The 19,691-nt window shown below is 57.8% G+C and carries 20 protein-coding genes and 3 tRNA genes; 13 read left to right on the forward strand and 10 right to left on the reverse strand.

Translation table 11 applies throughout. From position 1 onward, the window contains the following. Positions 1 to 137 precede the first annotated feature (137 nt). Positions 138 to 527, reverse strand: a complete 390-nt coding sequence (locus C1N56_RS03180) for a tautomerase family protein (RefSeq protein ID WP_021506760.1) — start codon at positions 525 to 527, stop codon at positions 138 to 140. 120 nt (positions 528 to 647) lie between these two features. Here C1N56_RS03180 and C1N56_RS03185 point away from each other — a divergent pair, with 120 nt between their 5' ends. Further along, positions 648 to 1,571 (forward strand): LysR family transcriptional regulator, encoded by a 924-nt coding sequence (locus C1N56_RS03185; RefSeq protein WP_394517118.1) that lies wholly within the window; start codon positions 648 to 650, stop codon positions 1,569 to 1,571. Here the strand turns inward: C1N56_RS03185 and C1N56_RS03190 are convergent. Next, positions 1,545 to 2,564: a glycosyltransferase family 32 protein gene (locus tag C1N56_RS03190; protein ID WP_021506762.1), complete on the reverse strand. Its 1,020-nt coding sequence runs from the start codon at positions 2,562 to 2,564 to the stop codon at positions 1,545 to 1,547. The genes C1N56_RS03185 and C1N56_RS03190 overlap by 27 nt on opposite strands. A 415-nt stretch (positions 2,565 to 2,979) precedes the next feature. On the opposite strand from C1N56_RS03190, the gene C1N56_RS03195 reads away from it, so the two are divergent. Then, the gene (locus tag C1N56_RS03195) at positions 2,980 to 3,933 is read left to right on the forward strand and encodes a YncE family protein (RefSeq protein WP_021506763.1); all 954 of its coding nucleotides are present in this window, start codon (positions 2,980 to 2,982) and stop codon (positions 3,931 to 3,933) included. A 15-nt stretch (positions 3,934 to 3,948) separates the two neighbouring features. Here C1N56_RS03195 and C1N56_RS03200 read toward each other — a convergent pair whose 3' ends face one another. After that, entirely contained in the window at positions 3,949 to 4,503 is a 555-nt protein-coding gene (locus C1N56_RS03200; protein WP_021506764.1) for a histidine phosphatase family protein, read from the reverse strand. A 585-nt stretch (positions 4,504 to 5,088) separates the two neighbouring features. Here C1N56_RS03200 and C1N56_RS03205 point away from each other — a divergent pair. From C1N56_RS03205 to C1N56_RS03220, 4 genes are all read left to right on the forward strand, one after another. Then, positions 5,089 to 6,477, forward strand: coding sequence for an MFS transporter (locus tag C1N56_RS03205; RefSeq protein ID WP_211725794.1), 1,389 nt, complete (start codon positions 5,089 to 5,091; stop codon positions 6,475 to 6,477). Between the two features lie 75 nt (positions 6,478 to 6,552). Then, positions 6,553 to 7,575, forward strand: coding sequence for a LacI family DNA-binding transcriptional regulator (locus C1N56_RS03210; RefSeq protein ID WP_371221564.1), 1,023 nt, complete (start codon positions 6,553 to 6,555; stop codon positions 7,573 to 7,575). A gap of 12 nt (positions 7,576 to 7,587) precedes the next feature. Continuing rightward, positions 7,588 to 8,571 (forward strand): nucleoside hydrolase, encoded by a 984-nt coding sequence (locus C1N56_RS03215; protein ID WP_166711096.1) that lies wholly within the window; start codon positions 7,588 to 7,590, stop codon positions 8,569 to 8,571. A gap of 229 nt (positions 8,572 to 8,800) precedes the next feature. Further along, entirely contained in the window at positions 8,801 to 10,021 is a 1,221-nt protein-coding gene (locus tag C1N56_RS03220) for an MFS transporter (protein ID WP_152390457.1), read from the forward strand. Here C1N56_RS03220 and C1N56_RS03225 read toward each other — a convergent pair. The 3 genes from C1N56_RS03225 to C1N56_RS03235 all read right to left on the reverse strand — a co-directional run bounded on the left by C1N56_RS03225 (position 10,018) and on the right by C1N56_RS03235 (position 12,614). Continuing rightward, entirely contained in the window at positions 10,018 to 10,482 is a 465-nt protein-coding gene (locus C1N56_RS03225; protein WP_058757173.1) for a YbaK/EbsC family protein, read from the reverse strand. The two genes, C1N56_RS03220 and C1N56_RS03225, sit on opposite strands and share 4 nt — an antisense overlap. Before the next feature lie 95 nt (positions 10,483 to 10,577). Continuing rightward, positions 10,578 to 11,372, reverse strand: a complete 795-nt coding sequence (gene fhuF / locus C1N56_RS03230; RefSeq protein ID WP_222951628.1) for a siderophore-iron reductase FhuF — start codon at positions 11,370 to 11,372, stop codon at positions 10,578 to 10,580. Between the two features lie 147 nt (positions 11,373 to 11,519). After that, complete coding sequence (locus C1N56_RS03235) at positions 11,520 to 12,614, reverse strand: GGDEF domain-containing protein (RefSeq protein ID WP_021506772.1); 1,095 nt, start codon at positions 12,612 to 12,614, stop codon at positions 11,520 to 11,522. Positions 12,615 to 12,843: 229 nt separating this feature from the next. On the opposite strand from C1N56_RS03235, the gene C1N56_RS03240 reads away from it, so the two are divergent. Further along, complete coding sequence (locus tag C1N56_RS03240; protein WP_058757170.1) at positions 12,844 to 13,128, forward strand: DUF1435 domain-containing protein; 285 nt, start codon at positions 12,844 to 12,846, stop codon at positions 13,126 to 13,128. A gap of 89 nt (positions 13,129 to 13,217) precedes the next feature. On the opposite strand, the gene C1N56_RS03245 is transcribed toward C1N56_RS03240, so the two are convergent. The 4 genes from C1N56_RS03245 to rsmC all read right to left on the reverse strand — a co-directional run bounded on the left by C1N56_RS03245 (position 13,218) and on the right by rsmC (position 14,713). Next, positions 13,218 to 13,304 (reverse strand) — tRNA-Leu (locus C1N56_RS03245). Between the two features lie 28 nt (positions 13,305 to 13,332). Beyond that, positions 13,333 to 13,419, reverse strand: a tRNA-Leu gene (locus C1N56_RS03250). A 31-nt stretch (positions 13,420 to 13,450) separates the two neighbouring features. Next, a tRNA-Leu gene (locus tag C1N56_RS03255) sits at positions 13,451 to 13,537 on the reverse strand. A 144-nt stretch (positions 13,538 to 13,681) separates the two neighbouring features. Beyond that, entirely contained in the window at positions 13,682 to 14,713 is a 1,032-nt protein-coding gene (gene rsmC / locus C1N56_RS03260) for a 16S rRNA (guanine(1207)-N(2))-methyltransferase RsmC (RefSeq protein ID WP_058757169.1), read from the reverse strand. A gap of 106 nt (positions 14,714 to 14,819) precedes the next feature. Between rsmC and C1N56_RS03265 the strand changes: the two genes are divergently transcribed. From C1N56_RS03265 to tssK, 6 genes are all read left to right on the forward strand, one after another. Continuing rightward, a complete protein-coding gene (locus C1N56_RS03265; protein WP_031279565.1) occupies positions 14,820 to 15,230 on the forward strand; it encodes a DNA polymerase III subunit psi in 411 nt (136 codons plus the stop codon). Continuing rightward, positions 15,202 to 15,642: a ribosomal protein S18-alanine N-acetyltransferase gene (rimI, locus tag C1N56_RS03270; RefSeq protein ID WP_058776442.1), complete on the forward strand. Its 441-nt coding sequence runs from the start codon at positions 15,202 to 15,204 to the stop codon at positions 15,640 to 15,642. The genes C1N56_RS03265 and rimI overlap by 29 nt, the downstream gene beginning before the upstream one ends. Before the next feature lie 20 nt (positions 15,643 to 15,662). After that, positions 15,663 to 16,343 (forward strand): pyrimidine 5'-nucleotidase, encoded by a 681-nt coding sequence (yjjG, locus tag C1N56_RS03275; protein WP_058771442.1) that lies wholly within the window; start codon positions 15,663 to 15,665, stop codon positions 16,341 to 16,343. 865 nt (positions 16,344 to 17,208) lie between these two features. Then, entirely contained in the window at positions 17,209 to 17,805 is a 597-nt protein-coding gene (locus C1N56_RS03280) for an SH3 domain-containing protein (protein ID WP_031279568.1), read from the forward strand. Between the two features lie 22 nt (positions 17,806 to 17,827). Beyond that, complete coding sequence (gene tssJ, locus C1N56_RS03285; RefSeq protein WP_021506780.1) at positions 17,828 to 18,325, forward strand: type VI secretion system lipoprotein TssJ; 498 nt, start codon at positions 17,828 to 17,830, stop codon at positions 18,323 to 18,325. An 8-nt stretch (positions 18,326 to 18,333) separates the two neighbouring features. Next, entirely contained in the window at positions 18,334 to 19,674 is a 1,341-nt protein-coding gene (gene tssK, locus C1N56_RS03290; protein WP_058757167.1) for a type VI secretion system baseplate subunit TssK, read from the forward strand. The last annotated feature ends 17 nt before the right edge of the window (positions 19,675 to 19,691 follow it).

The raw sequence follows: 19,691 nt of genomic DNA on the forward strand, positions 1-19,691 counted from the left end.
TTGGCTGTCACAGGGCTGCAACACATCCAACCAGATTTGTGCGATGCATTGCGAATCGTTTAAGGCGGGTTTAGGCGGAGTCTGATTTAGTCTGGCAGCAACCGGCGCGCTGCTGCCAGCCAGGGCGGGCGCGGGTGTTACAGCTTACCGGTGAGATACTGCGCTTCGCCGTCGGCAAAGCTCCAGTCACCTTTGCTGTTGGTGATAAAACTGATCATCAGATCGTTGCCCTGCACGCCACAATTTTCCCGCAGCTCGCGCGCTAACTCTGCCATGAAGTGCGTTTTCTGTTCTTCACTTCTTGGGCTGGTGTATACGCGCACCATCACCAGATTGTCGCTGCGCGCAAAACCCAGCCCGGTATCCTGAAAGACCATTTGATAACGCTTGTTTTCATGAACAATCTGGTAACGATCGCGCGCCGGAACCTTAAATGCCGTGAGTACCGCGCGATGCGCGGCGTCGAGTAAGGTGCGAATCTCTGCTTCAGAACGGCCCTGAATAACATCAAAAGTCAGTAACGGCATCAATAAATCCTCGTTTTTGCCCACGCGGAAAGAGTAGGATGAAAGGCTATGCTGCCGCTTGCTGCCGGAAAGAAAAAGCGCGCTGATTAAAATGATTATTTATTATTTTGAACAATCCTGATGAAAGAAATTAAAACCGATGCACTCTGGGTGCATTTGCACTGGCTGACGGTGCTGGCGGAACAGGGCAGTTTTACCCGCGCGGCTGAACGCCTGGATGTCAGTAAAGCGGCGATGAGCCAGAAAATCAAAGAGCTGGAGCAGATGGCCGGCGTGGCGCTGGTGCAGCGCACCACGCGCAGCGTGCGGCTGACGTCGGCCGGTGAAAAGCTGGTGGACGACCTGCGCGAGCCGTTTTCGCGCATTGCGCAGAGCTTCTTTAGCGTGCGTGACGAAGCCGGGCCGGTGCGCGGCCTGGTGCGCATCAGCGCGCCGGTGGCGTTTGCCCGGCAGCAGCTGGTGCCGATTATCGGCGACTTTCTGCGCGACTACCCGCAGGTGCGGTTGCAGCTCAACGTCAGCGATCGGCTGGTGTCGCTGGGCAGCGAAGGATTCGATCTCGCCATTCGCCACAGTCAGCAGCTGCCGGAAACGCACGTCGCGCTGCCGCTGTGTGAAACGCGCACGCTGCTGGTGGCCGCGCCGGACTATCTGACCCGTCACGGTACGCCAGATACGCCGCAGGCGCTACAGCAGCATAACTGCCTCTATTATCCGCGCGGGCTGGAGTCGCCGCAGTGGCGCTTTCGTCTGCACAGCGATGACAGCGAAACGGTGCAGGTGAAGATTCAGGGTAATTTCGCCACTAATAACAGCGAGTCGATTCGTGACGCTGCGCTGCAGGGGCTGGGCATTGCTATGCTGCCGGACTTCAGCGCCAGCGCGGCGCTGGCCAGCGGCACGCTGCAGCAGGTGCTGCCGGAGTGGCAGGCGGTCGATGCCTTTGCCGACCGCCTGTGGGTGGTGCGGCCTTACGCAGCGCAGGTACCGCGTGCCGTCACCACCTTTATCCACTGGCTACGCACGCGCTTTGTTGATGGGTGAGGCCAGCGGCGCGCTGAGCGGTGCTGTGGGCTGCATCATCGCCCCCAGCAGGCTGCGACGGTTATAGTTACCGAGACGCAGATTGAAGTCGAGATGCAACTGCTCAATGCCGCTCAGCTTGATCACCGGCGGCGGCGTATGCGGGCGCTGATGGAACAGTACCGTGTGCGCAAAGGCATCACTTTGCCAGTTGCTCAGCCGCTGATAGTAATAGGCGTTGGCCTCACATTTACGCAGATACAGGTTCACGCGGCGATGTTCGCGCATCGCCGCCTGCTGCGCCAGCGAACCCAGCTGCTGTGCCGGCTCGGCGATTTTCTGCGTCAGCAGGGCAAAATCATCGCGCTTTGCCAGCTCATTAAAATAGTTGTGCGCCCCCAGATGCTTGATCGGCGCGTACTGTTTTTGCCACTCGCGAATAAAAGGATTATTGGGCGCAGCGGCAAGAAACCAGTTTTCAATCACCGGTGCCAGATAGTTGACGGTGGCAATTTCACGGTAATAGCCAATCACATCCATGCGGCGTTCCTGATGCGCACGGTGCACCCAGCTCAGATCTTCAAATAACAGCGTGCTGCAGTCAATCGCAATGCCGCCGTAGCGTAATAATAATTCGAGGCGAATGACTTCACTTTTTTGCTGCTCGCTTAATTGTGTCGAGGTAAAAATAAAATCCGGCAGGACCTCTTTAAGCGTTAAACGGTTTAATACATACACCTGATGGTCAGGATTATCCTGCCGTAGCTGCTGGATATTTAACGCCATCGATTTCGGTAAATATTCATTGTCCCAGTACATCCAGATTTTTTTGGGTATTTCCGGCAGCGCTTTCTCACCCGAAAGCAACACGATATTGTCCTCTTCGCTGGGATCATATTCCGGCGCGCAGAGCGCAGTATGCTGTTTTTTCTGCAGTAATGTCTGGCCGGTAAAGGCGATTCTCTGCCAGTGTTGCCAGAGCGTAAGGGCTGGCTGGAGACGTTTTTTTGTCATGATGCACCTGATTATTGTGATTATGGGGAGCAAGGATTCCCTGATGCTGGCGGCTTGAGCGCGCTTATGTGTCCTGACGGCTGTGTGTAAAAAGACTACCCTTGCTTAATAATCGATCCGCAGCGGCAAGGCTACGATTTTTTTTTGCTTTCAGATTTACCGGAAACGCCAGGATCCGGGATGGCTAAAAAGAGGTATCAATAAAATGATGAGGTACGGCGTTTTTTATTTTTAATCGATTAAGATTATTCCTAATATAATAACCTCCTGCAGGCGCAGGCCGCGGCGCGGAATAAAAATGAGCGATCGGCGGTCCGTTAACCGCGCTGTATTTTCCTCTGGCCTGGCCGCCGCTTGCCCAACGCGGAAGCAGGTTAGCTACGCTTAGAGCAGGCAACGAAAAAAAGGAGGCACTATGCAGCCACACAAGCGTGGGTTACTGGCGGTTGATAAGCAGGGCAACCGCGTGCTGTTTCTCAATCCCGACAGCTTCGCCGTTGAGCAGGAGCTGAATGCCTTACCGCCGCGACCGCATGAGCTGCTGATGCTGCCCGCGCTGGAGAAGGCGTATGTGCCGATCTACGGTGATGGCGTCCACGGCGACAATCCGCATCCGGGGCACAAGGTGGCAATTATCGATTTGCGCCGGCGGCAGATTCGCGGCTTTATCGATCTGTCACCGCTCAAGGCGCCGCACAGCGGCCAGCTGGGACGCGATGGCAAAGTGTATCTGTGCTGTGAACACAGTGCCGCGGTGGCGGTGATCGATCCGCACAGCGACACGCTGGAGAAAACCATCCGGCTGCCGTCGCACAACGCGCACCGGCTGACGCTGTCGCCCAGCGGCCGCAAGCTGTTTACTGAAAACGAAGAGGACGCCAGCATCACGGTGGTGGATCTGTGCGAGGCGGAAGGGCGCATCATTGACAACATCCTGCTGCCGGGACCGATTGCCGGCATTGCCGCCTCGCCAAAGCACCCCTATCTGGTGGCCAGCGCGGCAGACGCGCCGCTGCTGTACGTGGTGGATCGTCAGAGCCATCGTATCCGCCAGCGCATCACGCTGCCCGGCCATCAGCAGCCGTGCCAGGTGGTGCGCTTCAGCGCCAGCGGTGAGCGGCTGGTGGCGATTGGCGACGGGGAAGGAGTGGTAACGCTGTTTGACGACTTGCTTAATCCGTTGGGTGACGTTGCGGTCGGCAATCAGCCGATGGATGGCTGTTTTAGCGCCGATAACCGCAGCCTGCTGATCGCTAATCAGGGTGACGGTTCGCTTAGCCTGATCGATCTGACGCAGATGAAGGTCATCGCCACGCCGCAGGCTGGCACCGGCTGCGAAGTCCTGAGCTACTTTCAGCTGTCGTCCTGAGTGCGACGGCCGCCATCAAATAAACGGCCGGTGATAAATCGCGCTGCTCCAGTGGCGGCTGCTGGCGTGTTTTTCTGCCTGCCAGCCGCGCTTGCGCAGTTGGCGCGCAATCAGTTTGTTCATAATACCGTGGCCCACCAGCAGCACCGTGCCCTGTTGCGACAGGGCAATCAGTTTGTCTGCCGCCCGCTGCGCGCGCTGCCGGGCATGCTGCACTGATTCCACGCGTCCGGCGTAACCGCATAGCCACAGCAGGCGCAGCAGCGCCAGCCACAGCGTCAGCGGCAGATGCAGGCGCGCAAACGGCAGCAGCGGCATCGCCACTTCACTGAACACCTCATCCACGTCCTGCGCCTGCAGGCCAAGCCGCGCCAGCGACGAACGCGCGCGCGGCAACGGGCTGCAGGCAATCACGCTGGCCATGCGCGCAATCGCCATACTGCGCGGCGGCGGCGCATCACAAATCACCGCCTGGTCGTAGCCTTCACACCAGTCCGCCAGCGCCCGCGCCGTAAAGCGCCCGCTTACCGGATGGTCTGGCTTGCCGTGTCGCATGAGGATAATGGTCATAATGCTCCTGAGTGAAGGTCATCCAGTCTACTGCAGGCACGCAGGATTTCGCGCGGCCCGGGCGGTTTTAAGAATAATGCCCGGGTGTCATCAAAACTTAACTGAAATGTGCGAAAACGGCGCGGTGAAAGTTTGGTCGCCGTTTTTGCCAATGATAAGCAATAGTCGTTAATCACGCAGCGTGCGTGGATTTTTTAATGACGCTGGCTGTAATGTAATGTCATGAATTAACGCCGTTTTTATCTTTTTCTCATGCACCATTGTGAAGATAAGTTAATTATTTTCCTGTTGATCACTTGATTTATCTACGCGCGTAGATAGACTGTCTTCACAGTGACAACTCACGGTGCCAGAGACGAAGTTGGCCTTGAGATGACCCAGTTACATTTGCCGTGCTAATGCGATCGATGAAAAAAACATCGGCGAAATCAGGCAAATAGATGAATTCCAACACCAGGGAATTCTTTACTGACCTTTCATCCAGGTTTGCCTACTGAACGTCGCCACCGGGGAGTTCCGCTTGTTGCCAGGGAACCGACCCACGGATGGGCGTTTACTGTTTTCACCTCTTTCAGGGAAATGGTTATGACGGTACATCACTCCGTTACGCAACAAGGTTCACCCGCTTCCGCCGCCGATGCGCGGCTGGAAACCACCTCCGGGCGCAAAGATTTCTGGCGCGCCACCTTCTCCTGCTGGCTGGGCACCGCGATGGAATACGCGGATTTCGCCCTGTATGGCCTCGCTGCCGGCATCATTTTTGGCGATGTGTTCTTCCCCGAAGCCACCCCGGCGATGGCGCTGCTCTCCAGCTTTGCCACCTGGTCGGTCGGCTTTATTGCGCGCCCGATCGGGGCGCTGCTGTTTGGCTGGATTGGCGATCGCAAGGGCCGCAAGGTAGTGATGATCAGCACCATCATTCTGATGGGCGCTTCGACCACGCTGATCGGCCTGATTCCTTCCTATGCAACGATTGGTCTGTGGGCGCCGGCCTGCCTGGTGCTGCTGCGTTTCACACAGGGGCTGGGCGCCGGCGCAGAGCTCTCGGGCGGCACGGTGATGCTGGGTGAATACGCGCCGGTTGAGCGCCGTGGCCTGGTGTCGTCGGTGATTGCGCTTGGTTCCAACAGCGGCACGCTGATTGCGTCGCTGGTGTGGCTGGCGGTGATTCAGATGGATAAAGCCACGCTGCTCGACTGGGGCTGGCGTATTCCGTTCCTCAGCAGCGTGCTGATTGCTGCGGTCGCGCTGTGGATTCGCCGTCATCTGCGTGAAACGCCGGTGTTTGAGCGTCAGCAGGCGGAACTGCAGGCGCAGCGCCATGAAACGCTGGCGCAAAGCGCGATGCAACCCGACAGCCGCAGCTTCTGGCAGCGCAGCCGCGCCTTCTGGACCATGGTGGGCCTGCGCATCGGTGAGAACGGCCCGTCCTATCTGGCACAGGGCTTTATCGTCGGCTACGTCGCCAAAGTGCTGATGCTGGACAAATCGGTGCCGACCACCGCGGTGTTCATCGCCTCGCTGCTCGGTTTCCTGATCATCCCGTTTGCCGGCTGGCTGTCAGACCGCTTTGGCCGACGCATCACCTATCGCGGCTTCTGCCTGTTACTGATGGTTTACGCCTGGCCCGCCTTTAGCCTGATGGACAGCCGCGAGCCGGCCATCGTAATTCCGGTGATTGTGGTGGGGATGGCGCTGGCGTCGCTGGGCATCTTTGGCGTGCAGGCGGCGTGGGGCGTGGAGATGTTTGGCGTCAAACACCGTTACACCAAAATGGCGGTTGCCAAAGAGCTGGGGTCTATCCTTTCAGGAGGTACCGCACCGCTGGTGGCGGCGGCGTTGCTGTCGTTTACCGGCCACTGGTGGCCGATTGCCGTGTACTTCTCGGCCATGGCGACCATCGGTTTCCTCACCACCTTTGTGGCACCGGAAACGCGCGGACGCGATCTGAATCTGCCGGAGGATGCTATCTGACGCGCAGGATCGTACAACATTCTTTGATTACGCTGGCCGGTACTCCCGGCCAGCGGCATTAACACAGAGGCAATATTGGCGAAATCCCCAACCGGAAATGTGACACGCAGTGACGTCGCCAAAGCCGCCGGAACCTCGGTGGCGGTGGTCAGCTATGTGATAAACAACGGACCGCGTCCGGTGGCCGAAGCCACGCGTCAGCGCGTGCTGGCCGCCATCCAGCAAACCGGCTATCGCCCGAATGCGGTGGCGCGCGCGCTGGCCTCCGGCAGTACCAAAACCTTTGGCCTGATCGTGCCAAATATCGCAAACCCGTTTGTCGCCTCAATGGCGCACGTGCTGCTGCAGGAGTCGCTGAACCACGGCCACGTAATGCTGCTGGGCGATGCCGGCGACGATCGCCAGCGCGAGCTGGAGCTGATTCAGGGTTTGCTGAATCGTCAGGTTGATGGCCTGTTTTACACCAGCGTCGATCGCCATCCCTATATTGATGTCATCCAGGCGAGCGGAACGCCGCTGGTGATGCTGGACCGCATCGAACCGCGTCCCGGCGTCAGCATGCTGTGCGTTAACGAACGTGAAGCGGCGCGCCAGGTCACGGCGCATCTGCTCAGCCACGGCTATCAGCAGGTCGGCATGATCAGCGGTCCGCGCGAGATGCTTAACGCGCAGGATCGTATTCAGGGCTGGCGCGACGCCATGGCGCAGCACGGGCTGACGGTAGATGAAGCGCTGATTTTTCCGGCCGGCTATTCGCGCCAGGGCGGTTACGACGCCGGGCAACGCATGGTTGCCAGCGGCCGGGTGCCGCGCGCGCTGTTTACCAGTAACGAAGGGCAGGCGATTGGCTGTATCCGCGCGCTGTCCGAACACGGTCTGCGCGTGCCGCACGATGTCGCGCTGGTGTGTTTCAACGGTACCGAGCAGTCGGCCTTTCATGTGCCCACGCTCACCACCGTGCGCCAGCCGCTGCGCGAAATGGCACGCAGCGCCATCGCCATGCTGAAAAACGGTCATGGCGAGGCGCAGCTGGCCGAATTTCCTCACCATCTTGAGATCGGTGAGTCCTGTGGCTGCCAGCTATCTCAACAAAAATAAATATATAACATTATGAAAAGACTAATTATTGATTGTGATCCGGGGAATGGTATTGCTGGCGCTAACACCGATGACGGGCTGGCGCTGGCCTTAGCGCTGGCGTCACGCGCGCTGGCCGTTGAGCTGATCACCACCGTGAGCGGCAACACGCCGAGCGCGGTGGGAGCGCGGGTGGCTAAAGATCTGCTGCAGCGGCTCGGACTGAACATTCCGGTAGTGCAGGGCGCGCTGCAGGCGCTGCGCGAAGATCCGGCGCCGTGGCGCGCGCGGCTGGATAACGTCGCGGACCCGGCGCTGGGCGAACTGTGGCGCGGCGTGCGTCAGCCGCAGACGGTGGCAGCGGACGGCAACGATGCGGCGGGCGTGATGGGCCAGCTGATTTGTGACAATCCCGGCGAGTTTACACTGGTGGCTATAGGCCCGCTGACCAACGTGGCGCAGGCGCTGCAGCGCTATCCGCAGATGGCGGATTGCGTAGCGGAGATCGTCATCATGGGCGGCGTATTCGCGCTGGATGACTACATCAAAGACACCAATTTTGGCCTCGATCCGGAAGCGGCGCATCAGGTGCTGCACAGTGGCGCCACCATCACGCTGGTACCGATGGATGCCACCACGCAGACGCTGCTGACCCATCAGGATCTCACGCGTCTGACCGCCTGCGATCATCCACTGCCGCAGTTTGTGCGCGAAACGCTGCGACCGTGGATTGATTACTCCATCCGCACCCGCCATCTGCCGGGTTGCTGGATCCACGATGCGCTGGTCATTGCCTGGCTGCTCAACCAGCGCGTGGCGGACGGCGTAGATTATCACGTCGATATCGAGCTGCGTCCCGGTGCCACGCGCGGCAAGACCTGGCGCTATCGCACGCCGCTGCGGCTGGACGTCGGCGTGCCGGCGGACGCGGGCGCGCTGGTGCATGTGATGCAGAACGTAAACAATCCGCTGCTGCTGGAAGTGATTGAGCAGACGTTCAACGGATTGAAACGCTGAGATTTTGCTGCGGCGCGCGGTCTCCCGGCCGGAGTACCGTGCGCCGCTTTCCTGCCGACACGCTTCCTTACATCGCGAATCACTCGCTGACAATTCCCCGCCGCGCGGCGCCTTTCTGACATGCTATATACAAATGGTTAACACAATAATAACCAGTGCAACCATTCGCTGGATAACGTTCCAATAAAAATCTGGCCGCGAGCCGGAAGCAATCAGACAGGATACCCTTATGTTTAACTGGACTGCGACCCAGCGCAACGTGGCTTTCGCCAGTTTCGCCAGCTGGACGCTGGATGCGTTCGACTTCTTTATTCTGGTGTTTGTGCTCAGCGATCTTGCGCGCTACTTCGACACCAGCGTCTCCGATGTTTCTATTGCCATTATGCTGACGCTGGCCGTACGACCGGTAGGCGCATTGATCTTTGGCCGGCTGGCGGAAAAATATGGCCGCCGGCCGATCCTGATGCTCAACATCGTGCTGTTTTCGCTGTTTGAGTTGCTGTCGGCATGGTCGCCCAACTTTGCTGCCTTCCTGACCTTCCGCGTGATTTACGGCGTGGCGATGGGCGGCATCTGGGGCGTGGCCTCTTCGCTGGCGATGGAAACCATTCCTGACCGTTCGCGTGGCCTGATGTCCGGCATCTTCCAGGCCGGTTATCCGTGCGGCTATCTGCTGGCGTCGATAGTGTTTGGCCTGTTCTTCGAACAGGTGGGCTGGCGTGGCATGTTCCTGATTGGCGCGTTGCCGATTCTGCTGCTGCCGTTTATTTATTTTAAAGTGCCGGAATCGCCGGTATGGCTGGCGGCACGCGAGCGTAAAGAGAATCACGCGCTGCTGCCCATCATCCGCCAGCACTGGAAAATCTGTATTTACATGGTGCTGCTGATGGCCTGTTTTAACTTCTTCAGCCACGGCACGCAGGATCTCTACCCGACGTTCCTGAAAGTGCAGCACCAGTTTGACGCCCACACGGTGAGTATTATCGCCATTAGCTATAACATTGCGGCAATGCTCGGCGGCATTACGTTCGGCTCGCTGTCCGAGCGTATCGGGCGTAAAAAAGCCATCATGCTGGCGTCGTTTCTGGCGCTGCCGGTGCTGCCGCTGTGGGCGTTCTCCAGCGGTTCCTGGGCGATTGGTATCGGCGCGTTCCTGATGCAGTTTATGGTGCAGGGTGCATGGGGCGTGGTACCGACCTACCTGACCGAGCTGGTGCCGGCCAATGCGCGTGCGGTACTGCCGGGCTTCGTTTACCAGCTGGGGAATTTAATTGCTTCGGTCAACGCCACGCTGCAGTCACGCATCGCCGAAGCCCACGGCGGTAACTACGGGCTGGGCATGGCGATTGTCGCCGGCACGGTGGCAGTGCTGATTTGCGTGTTCGTGGCGTTTGGCCGCGAGACGCGCGGCATCGAAATATCCGGGGCGGTGGCGAAAGAGACGCGTTAACGCGCCTCGCAGACGTCAATCCATTTCGCCGCCGTGAGTTCAGCCATGCGCTGCGGCGAAATGCGCACCGCGCTGTGAATCGAACCGGCCGCAGGTAACACTTCATCGAAACTGCGCAGCGACACATCGCAATAGACGGTCAGCGGATTTTCCAGCCCGAACGGGCACACGCCGCCGACCGGATGGCCGGTCCAGTTCACCACTTCATCCACGCTCAGCATGCGCGCTTTTGCCCCGAGCGCCGCCTTCAGCTTGCGGTTATCCAGCCGGGCGTCACCGCGCGTGACAATCAGCACCACGCTCTCTTTCACTTTCAGCGACAGGGTTTTGGCGATTTGCCCCGGCGTCACGCCATGCACGCGTGCGGCCAGTTCTACGGTGGCAGTGCTTTCCGGCATCTCGATGATGTCGATATCCGGTGCGTGTTCGGCAAAGAAGTGCCGTACCGACTCCAGGCTCATTTTTTTCTCCGGTAAAAACAGAGCGTAAAAGCTGCCATAAGGCGGGAAAGCTGTAAACGGGAGAAACGGAGAATCTGTAACAGAATACGCCGCGCTCACACGGCATTTAACGTGCAGTTACCGCAGCGTTCGACGTCCGGAATGCGATAGCGCTGGCAGCAGCTGCGCCGCTCCATCGCGCCGTTACGCGGGATCATGGTGCGATACAGCGGATTATCACTGCCGTCGGACAGGGATTTGCTGAAAAACAGCGCCTGTTCGAGTTGATGCCGGGTAGCCGCAGGCAGCTGCTGCTGCAGTTCGCCAAGGAACCAGTAAAACGAGAAGCCTAAGTTATTCCAGATCAGCCGCGCGTTGATGTCACCGTGCTGCGCCATGCCGTTAACGGCGGGGATCAGGCTATGTTGAATCAGGCGTTCGATACGCTGCTGCGGAGTGAGATAGCGCGCATCCTCATCCTCCTGCACATCAATCCAGAAGGCACACGGATGGCCGTTTTCGTGGAACTCAACGTGAATGCGCTGCGGCGAGCAGTCGAGCGCGCGCGGCTCCTGCAGCAGCGCCAGCATTAATGGCGGCAGCAGCAGGCCAAAATACCACTGGGCCCACAGCGACTGCAGCGGTTTGGCTTCCTGCGGAACATCAGGATGGTGGCGATAGAGATAGTCGCTGTAACGCTGCGTCAGGCGGCGATAGTGAAACGGCGTGGACCATTCGGCCAGCGTCAGGGTGCCTGCGGGGGCCGGCTGGCCCAGCTTCACGTTTTCCCGCATGTAGCTGCGCTGGTCGCACATCAGATCTTCCAGCGCGCTGGCTAAGCTGCGATCGCTCTGCATAAAGATCAGCGGATGCGCGCTAAAGCGATGATCCTGACGCGTGATGATGGCCATGCGGCTCCTGAGTGAAAACGGGAAGCGAAAAACAAATGATAATCGTTCCCGATTCACTGAGCAAGATGCCAGCAGCGCTCACTGCCAGACCGCCGTGCATTTTGCGTGAAATCCCCCGGAGAGGGTGCGGCGTTGTCACCGCACCGCTTACACCAGATCGCTGCTTACCGGCGCCAGCTTCGGTAAATCCTCCCACGCCAGAATGGTGTTACGTCCCTGATTCTTCGCCACATACAGCGCGCGGTCGGCGTTGGCCACCGCCTGGTCGAAGTCTTCTGCGAAAATCGGCGCGATACCGGCGCTGATGGTCACGTGGGTCGAGACTTTATCATTGAAGCGGTGGGGAATTTCCAGATCAACCACGTACTGACGGATGCGTTCGGCCAGCTTCATGGCAATCGAGGCGTTAACGTTGGTCATCAGCACCAGAAACTCTTCGCCGCCGTAGCGCGTCACCACATCGCGCGAGCGCACCGCATCGCGAATCGCAACCGACACCCGCGCCAGCGCCTGATCGCCCATGGCATGACCGTAGTTATCGTTGTAGGCCTTGAAGTGATCGATATCCAGCAGCAGCACAAAGTGGCTGCCGGCATGATTTTCCATGATAGTGTCCAGCCGGTTCTTCAGCCCGCGCCGGTTATACAGGCCAGTGAGCGGATCAAGCATGCTCAAATCGCTAAAACTTTGCTTCTCCTCATACAGCTGGCGCACCAGCCGCAGGGTGAAGGTGTCGAAGCGGCGGCGCATCAAGTGGTGCAGCGAGAAGCCGATCAGCGGCAGCGTAATGGTGAACAGAATGGTCATTAAATGCTGACCATCGTCCAGTAACAGTACGGTTAATACCGGTGGCGTAATATGTAAACAGAACGCAAGCAAATAATCACTCAGGGCAATCGCGCTGATAAAAAATACGCTCAGCAGACTGATTATTAAAAAGCTACCGTCAAAATAAAACACCAGATGGTAACGATGATTGATATGCCAGGCCCACAGCGCGCCTAATAGCAATGCGACAGGATTTAATAACGGGAATTTTAGATTCGGCGCGATTAAACATAGCGCCAGCAGCGTGGTGCTAAAGCCCGCCACCAGTGTTACCGGCAGCGAATTGATGGGATTATCCGTGCCGAAAAACGGCAGCAGACAAAAAAGCGAAACGGCGACATTCAAAAACAAAAATAGCATCAGCGACAGCCGATACTTGCTGTGTTTCAACTCATCATAAGATTGTAATTTCATTATTATTACTCGTGACAGCCCTGAAATATCAAAGCGCTACCCGCAGGAAATAATCCCACAACGCGGATAGTGAGCACGTTTTTGCTGTGTTATCAAAATAGTTATCGGCGGCAATCTATCATTTTCCAGTAATTCTGTCATCCGGCGCGGGCAGGGCAAAAAATTCGCTGCAAGATGAGAAGTATTGTCATATGATAATGGGAATATTTATCATTTGAAGGGTTGCGCGATGATCATGGCGATGATGGCCGCCTGCGGCTTGTGGGGCGTAAGCTGGGTGATGGGAAAACGTCTGGATAGCGGCTGGGGCGTATTGCTGCCCTGTGCGGCCATGCCGGTGTTTGCACTGTGGGAGCCGAGTTTCAGCCAGTGGCGCTTAGTGATGATTGTCGCGCTGCTGCTTACTGTGGTGATGCTGTTCCACCATCGTCTGCGGCATTATCTGCTGCTGCCTTCCTGCCTGGCGCTGGCGGGCGGTCTGGCGGCTATCTCGGTGAATTTTCACGTCATTTAACGGCGAGCAGAAACGACAATGTCACGCAAAGGCGTGATAGCAGCGGTAACAATCAATGGGGATGTACTGCAAAAGAAGTGTGACAACGTTGGTGCGAAGAGAGGGACTTGAACCCTCACGTCCGTAAGAACACTAACACCTGAAGCTAGCGCGTCTACCAATTCCGCCACCTTCGCATCGTAGTTGTCTGTTTATATCACCGCATGGTGCGAAGAGAGGGACTTGAACCCTCACGTCCGTAAGAACACTAACACCTGAAGCTAGCGCGTCTACCAATTCCGCCACCTTCGCGCAGTGCACGCGATATAAACTCTGTGATTATTGGTGCGAAGAGAGGGACTTGAACCCTCACGTCCGTAAGGACACTAACACCTGAAGCTAGCGCGTCTACCAATTCCGCCACCTTCGCCTACCTGCAATACATTACAGTATTGCTAACCACGGAGGCGCATTTTAGAGATTTTACTCATTGCGTCAACACATATTTTGCGACGGTGAAACGACTGCTGCAAAAAGCAACGTTTTCCCCGTCGCATCGCGGATTTTACTACGCTTAGCGCGCTTTCGCGCCGCGGCCATATACGGCGCGATACACTTTGAAGCGGCCGGTCTGCGCCAGCACTTCATGGTTACCGAAGGTTTCATCCAGCACCTGCGGATAAGGCAGGAAGGCGTTGGCCACGATGCGCAGCTCGCCGCCGCTGTTGAGATGCTTCACCGCACCGCGAATCAGCGTGTGGGCGGCATCAAGGCTGGTTTGCAGACCGTCATGGAACGGCGGGTTAGAGATGATCAGATCAAAACGGCCGCTGACGTCCGAGAACACGTTACTGGCAAACACTTCGCCTTCCAGGCCATTAGCGGCCAGCGTGGCTTTACTCGCCTCGATGGCGGCGGCGTGCACATCGCACAGCCACAGCCGGACTTTCGGCGAATGCTGCGCCAGCGCGGCGGCTAATACGCCACTGCCACAGCCGATATCCAGCACTTTGCCTTTGGTGTGCGGCGTCAGGGTGGAAAGCAGCAGATCGCTGCCGATATCCAGCCCGTCGCGGCTGAACACGCCCGGCAGGGTATGAATGGTGAGATCGTCCAGCTGATAGCGATTGCCGAACGCGCTGGCGTCAAAACTGGCCTGCTGCGTCAGCTGGCCGTGATACAGCCCGCAGCGGCGCGCGCTGTCGATCTTCTCCAGCGTGGCCCAGCTCTCCAGCATGCCTTCGGCGCTGCGCACGCCGCTGCGGTTTTCACCGACGACAAAAATATCGCAGCCCAGCGGCAGCAGCGACAGCAGGTTTTGCAGCTGGAACTGCGCTTCCGGTTTGTTCTTCGGCCAGAAATAGACCAGCGTGTCGCAACCGGCTACGTCGGCCGCACCGGCCACCAGCCCGAACACTGCCCGTTCACCGAGGCGGCGGCTGAGGTTCTGCCAGTGATGGTACTGCTGAGTGTGCACGCGGCTCGACGCGGTCTCCAGCTGGGCGGGCAGGTCATCCTGCAGGTCGCCGGCGAACAGTACGTGGCGGGCGGTAAATTCATCACTGTGGCGCAGAATCACTTCGCTGGCCGGGGTAAAAGCAGACATGGAACGCTCCTGTTAAATCAGAGCGGCGATTATAGTGCTTTGTTGGCGCATGTTCGATGGGTTTGCTAGCATAGCGTCGCATTCTGGCAGGATTACAGGTAACAGCATGAGCACAAGGCGCGACTGGCTTCTACAGCAAATGGGGATTACGCAGTATCAGCTGCGACGTCCGCGCGTGCTGCAAGGCGAAATTGCCGTCACGCTAACGCCGGACACGCGGCTGGTGCTGGTCGCTGAGCAGGCGCCGGATCTGCAGGAGCCGCTGGTGCGTGACGTACTGCGGACGCTGAGCATTCAGCCGGGGCAGGTAATGACGCTGACGCCAGAACAGCTGCCGATGCTGCCGGAGCAGGTCGACTGTGCCGGCTGGCTGCTGGGCGTGACCAGCGATCATCCTTTTAACGGCATCACGTTCACCAGCGCCGTTTTCAATGAGTTAATCAGCAGCGGCGCGGCCAAACGCGCGCTGTGGCAACAGATGTGTAACCATGACAGCCATCTCTTTCATCACCCCTGATTTACAGCCGCGGCTGCTGGAGATCGAGCGCCGCGCGCATGCGTTTCCGTGGAGCGAGCAGACCTTTGCCAGCAATCAGGGCGAACGTTACGTCAATCTTTGCCTGCACGCGGACGGCCAGCTGGCCGGCTTCGCCATCACCCAGGTGGTGCTGGATGAAGCGTCGCTGTTCAACATCGCGGTCGATCCCGCGTTCCAGCGCCGCGGCTATGCGCGTCAGTTACTACAGCAGCTGATTGCCGAACTGGAGCAGCGTGCGGTAATGACGCTGTGGCTGGAGGTGCGCGCCTCCAATCAGCCCGCCATTGCGCTGTATCAGCAGCTGGATTTTCATCAGGTCAGCGTGCGGCCAAACTACTATCCCACCGCCAGCGGGCGCGAGGATGCCATCATCATGGCGCTCACGCTCTGACGTTATTCAAAAGGGGCACTATGTTAAACGACTGGGACTGCATCCTGTTCGATGCGGATGACACACTTTTCCACTTTGACGCCTTCGCCGGCCTGCAGCGCATGTTTGCCAGCTACGACGTGCACTTTAGCGATCAGGATTACGCTGACTATCAGGCGGTGAATAAACCGCTGTGGGTCGATTACCAGAACGGCACCATTTCAGCGTTGCAGCTCCAGACGCGCCGCTTCACGCTGTGGGGTGAAAAACTCAGCGTGGCGCCGGAAGTGCTGAACAGCGACTTTCTTAATGCGATGGCCGAGATCTGCCTGCCGCTGGATGGCGCAGCCCGCCTGCTGGATACGCTCAAGGGCAAGGTAAAAATCGCCATCATCACCAACGGTTTTACGGCGCTGCAGCAGGCGCGCCTTGAACGCACCGGCTTCCGTGACTACTTTGACGCGCTGGTGATCTCCGAACAGGTGGGCGTACCCAAGCCGGACGCGGCGATTTTTGACCATACGCTGCAGCTGCTGGGCAATCCCGATCGCCGCCGGGTATTAATGGTCGGCGACACGCCGGAATCGGATATTCTTGGTGGTATGAATGCCGGCGTGAAAACCTGCTGGATCGATCACGGCACGCGTCCGCTGCCGGCGCACATCACGCCCACCTGGCAGGTGAAAACCTTGCCTGAGCTGCAATCTATTCTGACTGCTTAACAATCCCGATACCCGCTATTTTAGCGAATTAAACCAGCCTGGTTCGCCTGGCTGGTTTTTTTAACTGTTAGTTTGCCTTTATCACCCCTTTTTTACCGCCTGCCTGGGTTTTATCGCGCGCAGACAAAATGCGCGCCGCTCAGCGCCATTTTTTTTATGACAATTTTTAATGATCGCGCGAGCAAAATTTCATCTTTCATTTACAATCTTTCACATTTTTAATGGATTGCTAAGAATAGTCTTAGGTTTACGGGCAAAGGTGACGCAAATTTGCATTAAAAATATTTGTTAACCTTTACTGAACTAATTTCCTCTGCTAGCGGCGCGTTGAAATTTTGTCAGGCTTCTGTAAACTTCCGTCAGACATTAACAAATGGATTGTGATTGCATGCTCACGGGCAGGTTTTACCTGGCTCGTGCGGTAGCTATGATGTTTCCAGTCTTTTATATGTTTTTGATATATCTCAATAAATAGCAATGCTGCCAGCGAATGCCGTAAGTTGTTGCTGTTATCCTCTTAATCGTTACCGATTAACCAGATTCATTGAACGTGATAGTTTTTATACCAGGGATGGCATAAGAGAAACCGAGGTTTGGCTGTGGCCAACCCCTTCGCTTAGCAAAAATTGATCATGTTGCTGATCGTTTGTGAAACGATCAGAATTCTTCCGACATCATCCCTGTCACTAATGTTGCATTTTTAATACTTAATTCAGACTGATCAATTTTTGCTTCGCTGGCGCGATGCGTTAGCCGCACTCATTAAAGGGTCAACTTTTTAACTGGTACTGAATCGACGCCGGCTCCCGCCGTGCGCACGGTTCATTTTGCTCTTAACCGGCCTCTGGCCACTTTTTAGGCGTTAATGGAACTAAACATGAAGAAAATGGTGAATCTCCGTATGGCGTTGGGCCTGATGTTTGTTTTCGCAGTGGCTGGCTGTAAAGCACCGCCAAAGATGACAGACGACACGATTGTCAGCAGCACCGTTGACGGCGTCACGCTGTCGCACCGTTATGCCGTCCAGCCGCCGGCACAGTTCAGCCCGGTGAACGAGGCTTATCGCGCGCTCTATCCGGCTTCGATCATGACCCGCCCGAGCTTCGGCGGCAAAGTGGTGGATACGCTGAAAAGCGGTGAAACCTACACCGTGATTGGCCAGGTTGAAAACAACTGGCTGGCACTTGGCGAGTCGGCGCAGGCCGCAGACGAAGCGCAGCCTGAGACTGCACCGGCCGATGACAAAAAAGCGCAGCAGCCGGCGGCTCAGCCTGCGGTGCAGCTGATCGGTTATGTCCCGTTCCGCGCGGTGGTGAAAAGCGCGCTGTATGAGCAGACCATCAAAGCGGACCAGCCGAAGCGTCGCGCCCGCGCCAGCAGCAAGAAAAAGACCTGCGTCGCGGTGGATGGCGACAGCAAAGCGTGCCAGAACAGCAACAGCGGCACCTGGATCATCAACTAACACGGTAAGCAGGGAGGGCTGAATGATGACGATGATTTCTCTCCGCCGCGCCGGATTACTGCTGCTGGCTTGCCTGCTGGCCGCCTGCAGCAGCAACAGTCCGGCGCCGGTTGCACGCTACAATCTCGACTTTCAGGCGCATCCGCAGATCAACGCGGGTGCGCCGCTCAAAGTCCGGGTGATGTTGCTGACCTCCGATGCGGAATTCATGTCCGCTGATTTCTACTCCCTGCAGAACCAGCCCGCCACCGCGTTGGGCAGCACGCTGCTCAACAATCAGCAGTTCTTCCTGATGTCAGGTCAGCTGAGTAAAACCCTCAGCGCGAAAAGCCTGCCGGAAGCGCGCTTCATCGGCATCATGGCCGAATATCAGGCGCTGGACGGTAAAGTCTGGCGTCTTGCGCTGCCCTTCCCGGATGGCGACGACAGCGCATTCTGGCAGTTCTGGAAAAATAACGATGGTGAGTTGAATGCCCGCGTCGTGGCGGATATCAACGGCCTGCGCGTGGTTAAGCAGTAAGGATGCCTATGAACCGAGCCGAAAAGGTTGTCTGGACCGAGGGGATGTTCCTGCGCCCTCACCATTTCCAGCAGTCGGAAAATTTTCTACACAGCACCCTGCGCGAGTGGGGGCAGTCGCAGCGCGCCTACACCTGGGGATTTTTTGATCTCGAATTTGATGAAGCGCTGCTCCGCCAGGGAAAACTGGCGCTGAGTGCCGCCAGCGGATGTCTGCCTGACGGCACCTTTTTCTCTTTCAGCCAGCCACAGCACGGTCCGGCCCCGCTGGATCTGCCGGCGAATGTCGATCGCAGCAAAGTGGTACTGGCGATCCCGGCCCGGCGCAACGGGCGTGAAGCGGTGGCGTTTCAGGAGACACAGGATTCACTGGCGCGCTATCTGGCGTGGGAAGCCGAAGTCGAAGATGACAATGCTCAGGCGGTCGGCGCTGCCACCGTTCAGTTCGGCAAACTGCGCCTGCGCCTGATGCTGGAACAGGATCTCACCGCGGAGTGGACGGCGATGGGCGTGGCCCAGGTGATTGAAAAACGCAGCGATAACCACGTGCGCCTCGACACCGATTACATTCCGCCGATGCTGACGCTCAACGCCAGCCGGCCGCTGCAAAGCATGCTCAATGACCTGCACGGCCTGATTCAGCAGCGCAGCCAGCAGCTGAGCCAGCGCACGCCGGGTACCGGCCGTTTTAACAGTGCCGACATGGTCGATTTTATGCTGCTGACCTTACTCAACCGTCAGCTTGGCCTGCACGCGCACTTACAGCATCTGCCGCTGCTGCACCCGGAAACGCTCTACAGTCACTGGCTGCAGCTGGCCGCTGAATTGAGCAGCTGGATGCCGGCGCGCACCCCGGACGCGCTGCCGCTGTATGACCATGACGATCTGTACAGCTGCTTTGCCCGCTTAACGCTGCTGCTGCGCCAGGGACTGTCGCAGGTGATGGAAGAGAGCGCCATCCAGCTGCCGCTGACGCAGCGCTCGCACGGCCTCAACGTGGCCACGGTGCCGGAAAGCAGCATGGTGCGCGAGTTCGGCTTTGTGCTGGCGGTCAAAGCCAGCGTGCCGGCCGAGGCGCTGAAAACCCACTTCCCGGCGCAGATGAAAGTCGCGCCCGTTACCAAAATCCGCGATCTGGTACAGCTGCAGCTGCCGGGACTGGCGCTGAAAGCCATGCCGGGCGCGCCGCCGCAAATTCCGTGGCATGCCGGCTACAGCTATTTTGAGCTCGATAAGAACAGCGAGCTGTGGCAGGAGATGGAGCGCTCAGGTGCCTTTGCGCTGCATCTGGCCGGTGAGTTTCCGGGCCTGAACATGGAGTTCTGGGCCATTCGTAGTCAGTCAGAATAATCAAAACTGAGCACGCC

Source organism: Pantoea sp. SGAir0175, assembly GCF_043547855.1.